The 5,856-nt window shown below is 32.9% G+C and carries 6 protein-coding genes; 3 read left to right on the forward strand and 3 right to left on the reverse strand.

The genetic code is table 11. The features are described 5' to 3' along the window. Positions 1–365 precede the first annotated feature (365 nt). The 3 genes from CINF_RS08845 (at position 366) to CINF_RS08855 (ending at position 2,199) form a co-directional block, all read left to right on the forward strand. The gene (locus CINF_RS08845) at positions 366–1,427 is read left to right on the forward strand and encodes a replication initiation protein (RefSeq protein ID WP_179975978.1); all 1,062 of its coding nucleotides are present in this window, start codon (positions 366–368) and stop codon (positions 1,425–1,427) included. A 161-nt stretch (positions 1,428–1,588) separates the two neighbouring features. Next, positions 1,589–1,924: a type II toxin-antitoxin system RelE/ParE family toxin gene (locus tag CINF_RS08850; protein WP_179975979.1), complete on the forward strand. Its 336-nt coding sequence runs from the start codon at positions 1,589–1,591 to the stop codon at positions 1,922–1,924. Further along, positions 1,921–2,199, forward strand: coding sequence for a helix-turn-helix domain-containing protein (locus CINF_RS08855; protein ID WP_179975980.1), 279 nt, complete (start codon positions 1,921–1,923; stop codon positions 2,197–2,199). Before CINF_RS08850 ends, CINF_RS08855 begins: the two co-directional genes overlap by 4 nt. An 89-nt stretch (positions 2,200–2,288) precedes the next feature. On the opposite strand, the gene CINF_RS08860 is transcribed toward CINF_RS08855, so the two are convergent. The 3 genes from CINF_RS08860 to CINF_RS08870 form a co-directional block, all read right to left on the reverse strand. Next, the gene (locus CINF_RS08860) at positions 2,289–4,175 is read right to left on the reverse strand and encodes a relaxase family protein (protein ID WP_179975981.1); all 1,887 of its coding nucleotides are present in this window, start codon (positions 4,173–4,175) and stop codon (positions 2,289–2,291) included. Then, positions 4,165–4,671, reverse strand: a complete 507-nt coding sequence (locus CINF_RS08865) for a hypothetical protein (protein WP_179975976.1) — start codon at positions 4,669–4,671, stop codon at positions 4,165–4,167. The genes CINF_RS08860 and CINF_RS08865 overlap by 11 nt, the downstream gene beginning before the upstream one ends. 779 nt (positions 4,672–5,450) lie before the next feature. Then, entirely contained in the window at positions 5,451–5,687 is a 237-nt protein-coding gene (locus tag CINF_RS08870) for a hypothetical protein (protein WP_179975977.1), read from the reverse strand. Positions 5,688–5,856 lie beyond the last annotated feature (169 nt).

Consider the following 5,856-nt stretch of genomic DNA (forward strand, 5'->3'; position numbering starts at 1 on the left):
TTATTATATTTTAGGAAGTGCTTGTAAGCACGCTGTGTTCATCGTTTGCGGGACTATTAAAACGACAAATTTTCATAATTAAAACGACAAATTTTCATAATTAAAACGACAAATTTTCATAAAATTGGCTGATTAAAACGACAGATTTTCATAAAATAGCAGAATTTTGCTATTAAAACGACAGATTTTCATAATTCGCAACTACCTAAAAATATTATGTTGTTGTTAAAATAATATACTTATAATACTTAATATAACGATATTTTATAATTTCGCAAAAAATATAATTAAAACTACATCAATTACTTGATTTGTAGTTTAAAAAATGTTATAATGTTGCTACATTTTTTTAACAAGGATTTTGAATGAATGAAATTGTAAAATATCACAATGATTTACACAAACTGCAGATAAACAAATTTAGCGAATTAGAGCAAAATTTGCTCTTTGGAATTTTAACGCATTGTCGCAATAAATACGATGATTTTATTTTTACACTAGATGATTTAAATGCGTTAAGTGCTAGCAGACGATACACAGCTAACGAAATGCTACAAAAAGTGCTTAAATTACAAGAAAACATTTTTAAACTAGATTTTACACTTGTTAAAAGCAAAAACGATGAAAAGCACGAACACGAAATTTACAATCTTTTCTCAAAATTTGCTGTTTGTTATGAAGGCAAAAAAAACGACTGGGAAAACGCTAGATTAACTGAAATAAGACTAAAAGTCAATGAAGATTTTAGATATTTAATCGCTTATTTAACACGAGATTTTATACAATATGAGTTAGAAGAGTTTATTTTTCTAAATAGTCGCTATACAAAAACGATATATAGATATTTAAAGCAGTTTAGAACTGCGGGTGAGTGGGGTATATCATTAGCAGATTTTAGAGAACTTTTAGATATTCCAGCAAATTATAGAATGTGCGATATAGATACTAGAATATTAAAGCCTGCAATAAAACAACTAAGCGAACCACTTAATCTATTCGAAAGCGCAAGAATTCCATTTAAACATTTAGAAGTGAAAAAAAAGAAAGAAAGCGGGCGTGGGCATCGAGGTCGTGGGGGCACGATTACGCATTTAATATTCACTTTTAAGCCACAACCAGCGGGCGTGCTAGAAGCTAGACAAGCAGAGCTTAACGCGCAAAAAATAAAACAAATACAAGCACAACCGCAAGAGCCACACTATATCAAAAAAATAAGAGAGCTTTGCGCGAATAAGACTGCGTTTTTCTGGAACAAACAAGAATATTTTTTAGATGAAATTAGACGAATAGAAAATAACACTAGCATAAGCTTAAATGTATGTCTAATGACAAACAAAGAGCTATACAATATGTCAATAAAAACTTACGAAGAAGCGCAAGCTTTAATTAAAGCTTGCGAGCATTACAAAAAAACAAACAGAGCTTAGAAAAAAAATTATTTAAGCAAATAAGCAAATGATGATTACAGCGTGCTTTTAAGAAAAACAAGGGGATAAATTTGTGAAAAAACAAACAATGAAAATTACTAAAATAACAATTCACAAATTTTGAAATTTGCAAAAATGAACCATTTTTGATACAATAACCTATGAAAAAAATTCAAGCTAAATTTTATCAAAATACAAATGGCAAAGAACCAGTGAAAGAATGGCTTTTAGAGTTAAGCAAGGACGATAGAATAATAATCGGTAAAGATATAGCCGTCGTAGAATACGGCTTTCCCATAGGTATGCCAGTTTGTAGGAGTTTGGGCGGCTCATTTTATGAAGTGCGGAGTAATATCAGCTCAAATCGCATTGCTCGTGTTATTTTTACCATAAAAGGCGATTTTATGATACTTTTACACGGCTTTATCAAAAAGACCCAAAAAACCCCGCTAAATGAGCTAAATTTGGCTAAACTTAGAGCGAAGGAAATACAATGAAAGCTAATGAATTAAATTCTTTTGATGATTTTTTAAAGCGAGACGGGACTTTTGATGAAATCCAAAGCTATGCAATAAAAAAAGTTATCACCTATCAATTGCAAAATGAAATGAAAAATCAAAAAATTACTAAAACTAAGCTCGCTCAGCTAATGAACACAAGCCGTGCTAGTATAAATCGTCTCCTAGACCCTAGCAATAAATCGCTCACTCTTAATACATTAGAATGTGCGACAAGGGTTCTTGGCAAACAGCTTAGCATAAATATAATCTAAATTGGTGCTATTGTAACTTGCTACGCTGGATATTTATTTTTCAAGGCTTACTACACTAGCAAAAAAGCGTAAAAGCTAGATAACGCACGCTATCGCATACGCATTCGCGGGACTGAATAAGAATAAGAATTGTTTTGCTCTTGTTGTGCTTGTTCGCGCGTGGCTTTCATTTGTTTTAGTGCGTTGTCGCACGCGTCTTTTATTTGTTTTAATTGTGTTTTAAAGAATTTAAACAAAAGTTGCTGTTGCTGTTGATTGTTTAAAATCTTGTTTATGTCAGCAATTGCTTGCTCGCGCTCGCTGTCGCTATAATCTCTACTATTTTGCGCTATCTTGCTTTTATCTTTTAGGTCTTTTATTAGCTTTCTTGCTGTGTTATAGTCGCTAGCTGCGTCTTTAACTCTTTTAATTCGCTCTCTAAATTCTGTAAAATAGTTTGATATTTTTCTAGTGATAAATTCGCTAATTGTGTTTCTAGCTCTGGTGTCAAGTTCATTAATAGTTTTTGTAAATCGCTCGCTATTGTCAATGTTTCTTTCAAGCTCTTTATTTCGTTGTTCTGCGCTTGTAGTGATATTAGCAAGTTCGCTATCTTGCTTTCTTTCTCTTTTAATAATTCCGTCAATCTCGCTATCTTGCTTAGCAAGCTCTTGTTCTCTTTGTTCAAGCTCTCGTTCTCTGCGTTCAATCTCTTTATTAATAAATTCATCATCTTTCCTTTTTTGTTCTTGTTTAAATTCTAAAAATTCTATGTCGTTACTCATTAATCCATCTTGCTCTTGTAGCTCAAAATCCAAATAAACACGGGTGCTATCGCTGCTAATATTATTAGCATGAAAATCAATTGATGTTCTTGCAGCCATGGCAGCACTGCTAGTGTGGTTTTGTATACTAGTGTTGCTAGTAGTATCGCTGTGAAAACTATTAGAATTGCTTGTGCTAATGCTATCAATGCTAGCGTGAATTTGTTGCGAAATTTGCGTGCTTGCTGCAAGCTCTGCTTCTGCTCTTGCTTGATTTGTTCTTGCAGCTTCAAGCTCTGCTCTAGTTTGTTTTCTAACTCTTTCAATTGCGCTTGCGTGTCTGCCAGCATTGTATTCATTAATGTTTTGTATTGCTCCAAGCAGTCGTTCTTGCATTGCGTGTAAATGTCTAGTATCTCTTGTTTTCTTGTAGCTTTCAATTTCTCTGTGCTTTTCTCTATTGAGTTCCAAAACGCTTTGGTCGTTAATAAATCGCTCATCGTAAATATCTCCTTGCAAATCTCTAAATCGCTTTGAATTTGGTAATTGAATTTTTATTCTATCTGTGAGTATTGTCCCGTCAGGTTTTTTTGGTATTTTAAACTTTACTTTATTTTCTTTCAAAAATTCTATTATTTCATCGCGGCTATTTAGTTCTTTTTTATTAACTAACTCTCTCAAAAGTTTATCTAATTGCGTTAGATTTTTGAATTCACTTATTGCTTCGACATATTGTCTATTTTTAATTTTTACTGCTTGTTTTCTTTCAGGGTCAAAAGGACTTGTAAAATTGTTTTCAATATTGATTATTTCGCAAAAAAGTGCGGTGCGTGCTTTATCGCGCGCGTGGTAGTAAGGCTTGTAGCTCTTTTGCGTTGTAAGATTAATCGATGGCACAATAACATTAAGTTCTAATCTGCCGTTTTTATCGCTGTGTTCTATCCATAAAGTGTTAATGTGTGGCAAAATATAATCGCCAAAAATAGCTTTTTCAAAACGATTAATAATCTCTAGTTTCTTTTCATCGCTAATATCTGCTGCTTTCTCGCTAAAAGATAGCACACCAAAAAGCGCTTTTTCTTTATAATCGTTCAAATCAATAAGCATACTTGTAAGCTTTTCATTGCCTTTCAGTACGCGTGGCACGGCGTTTTTGTGTTTTTCTAAATCTAAGCAATATTCTACAGCATTAGCACCTTTGCTGAAATTGCTGCCTATTACTTTAAAAAGCATTGTTATTCTTTGCTAGCTCTTGTTTTATTGTGCTTTGAATGTTAAGAGCTTTGCGCGTTAATCTTTCGCTCTCACCTTGCGCAACTAATTCATCATTAGCTATTTTATTGCTAATGCTAAAATCATTGTTTTTATGTATTATATAGAGTAAATTATAGAGATTATTAAGCACTTCATAAATTTGCTCTGCTGCGTAATTCAGATTTTCAATTTTGCTCTCTTTACTATTTCTTGCGCGTTCAGTCGCTATAAATAGATTGTAGCCAATCGCGCGCAATTGAAAAATAATCTCTTTTAGAAATTTGCTTTTTATTTTAGCGTTTTCTTGCGCGTTTTTTTCTTGCTTTAACTTTACTATTTCATCAAGTCTGCTTAAATTAATGTTATTTTTGACAAGCTCACTAAAACTTATATCAGTGTTTTCTAAAATTTGATTTATGCTTTCTAACTCTTTTTGTGTTAGTCTTATAGATTTAATAATGTTCTTTTTATTCATTTTTGATTTGTCCTAATAGATTTAAAAAACAAAAAAAAGGGGGCAAAAGTTGCTTGCGTTAGTAGCAAATTTTGACACTTCTTTTTTGTTTTTTTGGGGGTCTCGGGGGCGCGCCCCTGAGCAAGTTCTCAATGTATGTAATACATTGAGCAAACTTGCCCTTTTCATTATAATTATATCTAAAGATTAATAAAAAAGCAAGAAAAAAGCAAAAATTTTTATAGTATTTTTAAAATTTCTAGCAAAATTCTCTCGTTTAAAATCCGTTTTAAATCAGACCACTACTAGTCCGTATCATAAACAAAAAATAAACCCCCATTAAGATTTTATTTACTATTAGCAGCAAGCTCGCGCAAGATTAAAAATTGAAATTTTGCTTTTAAAATTTAGTGAGCTCGCGCGAGCTCACTAAAAAGCAAAGTGAATTTACTTACCTATCACAACAAAAAAACAGCATTTTTTTAAAAATCGCATTTAAGCTATCTAGCGCGCACGCTAATCAATTTTAAGCTTTTTTAATATAAATCTATGCGTTAAGAGCTTTTCAGCGATTTACGCGCACGCAAAACGCTAAAAACGCGCGCAAGATAATTTTAAAAATTTCATTTCAAAAATCTAGCAACGCAAAAGCACTATAAAAGCGCGAGATTTAAACGCTAAGCGACTTCACAAGCTAAGTAATACTATTTGCTAGCTAAATGCTTTATCGCGTGAATGCGTTTGTTCTAGCGCGTTGAATTGCTAAGTTATAACGCAACACAAGAAAACTCACACACTAACTACAAAAAACACGAGCTTGCGCTAAGCGTTAGCGCAACTTCAAAAATGTTTTTTTCTTTTTTGGCGTTATAGCGCGAGCTTGTGTGAGATGATAGCGCAACGCTAGAAAAACAAAGCAAGCAGTATTTTACCCCTTTTAATTTTGAGCTACACGCTATTAGCGAGCGAATGCGAGCTAATAGCAATGTGTAGCGATAGATAATAACGCGTTTAAGCGTAGCGCAAAACGCATTCATATTTAGCTTTTAGCAAGCGTAAGCGAGCTAAAAGCAGTTTAAATAAAAAAGCGAGCGAATGCGAGCGCTTTCCTATTGCCTGAAAAAGCAAAAAAATTAATTTCAATTTTTTACGCGTTTTTGAGCGAAAAGTGAGAGAGAGCGCCTTTTAAATTATTTTTCAAATTCC

The sequence above is a fragment of the Candidatus Campylobacter infans genome (genome assembly GCF_013416015.1).
GTDB lineage: Bacteria > Campylobacterota > Campylobacteria > Campylobacterales > Campylobacteraceae > Campylobacter > Campylobacter infans.

Coding starts and splice junctions, on each gene's coding strand:
- CINF_RS08845 (WP_179975978.1), top strand. CDS start 366: ATGAATGAAATTGTAAAATATCACAATGATTTACACAAACTGCAGATA.
- CINF_RS08850 (WP_179975979.1), top strand. CDS start 1,589: ATGAAAAAAATTCAAGCTAAATTTTATCAAAATACAAATGGCAAAGAA.
- CINF_RS08855 (WP_179975980.1), top strand. CDS start 1,921: ATGAAAGCTAATGAATTAAATTCTTTTGATGATTTTTTAAAGCGAGAC.
- CINF_RS08860 (WP_179975981.1), bottom strand. CDS start 4,175: ATGCTTTTTAAAGTAATAGGCAGCAATTTCAGCAAAGGTGCTAATGCT.
- CINF_RS08865 (WP_179975976.1), bottom strand. CDS start 4,671: ATGAATAAAAAGAACATTATTAAATCTATAAGACTAACACAAAAAGAG.
- CINF_RS08870 (WP_179975977.1), bottom strand. CDS start 5,687: ATGAATGCGTTTTGCGCTACGCTTAAACGCGTTATTATCTATCGCTAC.